We start from the raw sequence: 2222 nt of genomic DNA, 5'->3' as shown, positions 1-2222 counted from the left end.
TCACACACATTAAAAATCTAGAAGTTGCTAGTCGTAGTGGTCAAGTAGAATTTGATGCAAGTGAAGATGTGTTTGATGACCCTAATGATGTTGTTGATGATATTTATAAACTCTATACGTTTGAGTTGGAGAATATGATTAGGGATGAACCTTCTGGTGGTCGTGAAAGTTTATTATTAGATTGAGTGTAATATCATTTCCGGTTGAATAGTTACACTTTAGAGGAAGGAAGGCAGAGGGCAGAAGGGAAAGAAAGATTCAAAGGTAGAAGGTTTTTTTTATCACTAGACATCTCCAATAATAAAAAATCAAATCAATTATCATACAGAAATTATCAATTCTTTCTCCCCTACTACCTACTGCTTACTCCCTAAAGTCCTAAAATTTAGAGACCTTTTAAGGTTAGGACAGATCAAAAACTTAAAACTCAGACAACACAATATTTTTTCTTCTTCCTTCTTCCTTCTTCCTTCTGGGATGGTATTAACACTTTACACAATCTTCATATATTAGAAATAATCAGTAATTTATTGTAATACTTACAGCCAGGTCTGTACAGCTATTTACCGCAGTATTTATTCAGTTTTAAATTATCAAGATTTGGTAAAGACGGCATCAACCCTCTAGACAAATCATTGATAAATTTGCAATTCTTAATTTATATAGATGTACTAATATCATGTCCGGTTAAACAGTTTTAATATAAATAAATGATAAAGGAGTCAATCCACCCCTAACCCCTCCCAGGAGGGAATCAGGAGAAAAGTAAAGAAGAAGAAAGCGAAAGTTTTTTTTATCACGCTCTTATCCCGACATGATATAAGAAATTGATCGAACCTTTAATTATAGAAATAAGAGAAAACTTGAATGATAACTGCAAAAAAACTATTTTTAACTACGGTGGGAACAGCCATTATCGCTTTATCAACAGGAATAGTAGAAGCTGCTACAACTCAGAAAATTGTTGGAATTCATTCTTTCTTAGGCCAAAATAATTCTTTTCAGGTTGACTTTGATGAATATTCTCATGAAAAAGACATTACAGACCTAACTCTAGACTTGTCGCTAGCTCCAAATACTTCCTTGAATTTAGATAACAGATTTTTCTCCCCAGGAGAATTAGGATTTGCTTCTCAGGTAAGTAATACTAATAATTATTCTATTACCAATTTATTCGTTAGCAATAATCAAAAGGTATTAACTTCTTCTTTTGCCACGGAAACATTTAGTGCAAATAATCTATTCCATTTTGGAATTGACATAGATTTTTTTGTTAATAGCTTTTTGCTATTCAATTGCATAATGCTGATGCTAATTTTGCTTGTAGAGATATTACCTTATCTGTACATTTAAGTCATTGCCAGTCTAGTGCAGGAACTTTTAATCAGTTATCAGTTATCAGTTATCAGTTATCAGTTATCAGTTATCAGTACCTCTGCCTGTTTGCGCAGCATTCCGTAGGAAAGTCAAAGGCTTGAAATCTTATTTTTTGGTCATGTAATACCAAGCGTGAAAAAAGAATGTTACGAATAGTTTGGTCAACAAAAATGACTAAAGTCAGATGTATATTAAGCACTTGGAGAATTATTTCAGGGTCAAAAATGATAATAATAGTTCAATCTAGCTGACTACTGACTATTGACTATTGACTACTAGAAACAGTTCCAGTATTTGTAGCAAACATTTATCAAATTGGTATAATTAAGATTTGTGTGAAAAAAAAGAGAGCGATCGCTCTCCATGTCTAAATTAATATTATGTCCAGATTATCAGTTATAAAAAACCTTTTTGCTTTTAACCTTCTGCCCTTCTTTTCTTATAACCCACATTCCGCACGTCAGCTTGTAACATTAAAAGTAGTATATAGTCATTCTGAAAAAGAATGGAACACTTTTTCAGCTAAAACCCTTTCACAGTAAGAAAACCTCGTCTCAATCTAAACCAGAATGACTATATAAATTCCGAATGTCGTCATTGACCTTTTTCAAGAGTCAAATTCTCAGGAAAATATTAAGCATAAATACTCGCGCACACGCCACATATAAGCTGCACATCATTCCCTACTGACTACTGACTACTGGCTATTGACTACTTGCCCTTTATACTACGTTTTGTCGTGCGGAATGTAGGTTATAACTTAACTCCTCGAATTGAATAATCTAATAATTCTATTGGATGCATTAAAACCATTTTCTTTCCTTGCAATTCTAAATGCTTTTTAA

At 32.8% G+C, this 2222-nt stretch carries 1 protein-coding gene and 1 pseudogene; both read left to right on the top strand.

The genetic code is table 11. The features are described 5' to 3' along the window. Positions 1-185: pseudogene (locus tag AC3DU7_RS31750) on the top strand (hypothetical protein); the annotation flags it as partial. A gap of 682 nt (positions 186-867) precedes the next feature. Beyond that, positions 868-1353 carry a hypothetical protein gene (locus tag AC3DU7_RS31745; protein ID WP_488043211.1) on the top strand — a complete coding sequence of 162 codons (486 nt, stop codon included), beginning with the start codon at positions 868-870 and terminating at the stop codon, positions 1351-1353. The last annotated feature ends 869 nt before the right edge of the window (positions 1354-2222 follow it).

It is taken from the genome of Okeania sp. (genome assembly GCF_983059655.1).
The sequence above is the reverse complement of the archived record's forward strand: the minus strand, read 5'-3'. Positions and strand labels throughout refer to the sequence as shown.

Bases quoted from the DNA above. Each gene is read 5' to 3' on its own strand.
- AC3DU7_RS31745 (WP_488043211.1), top strand. From the start codon at position 868: ATGATAACTGCAAAAAAACTATTTTTAACTACGGTGGGAACAGCCATT.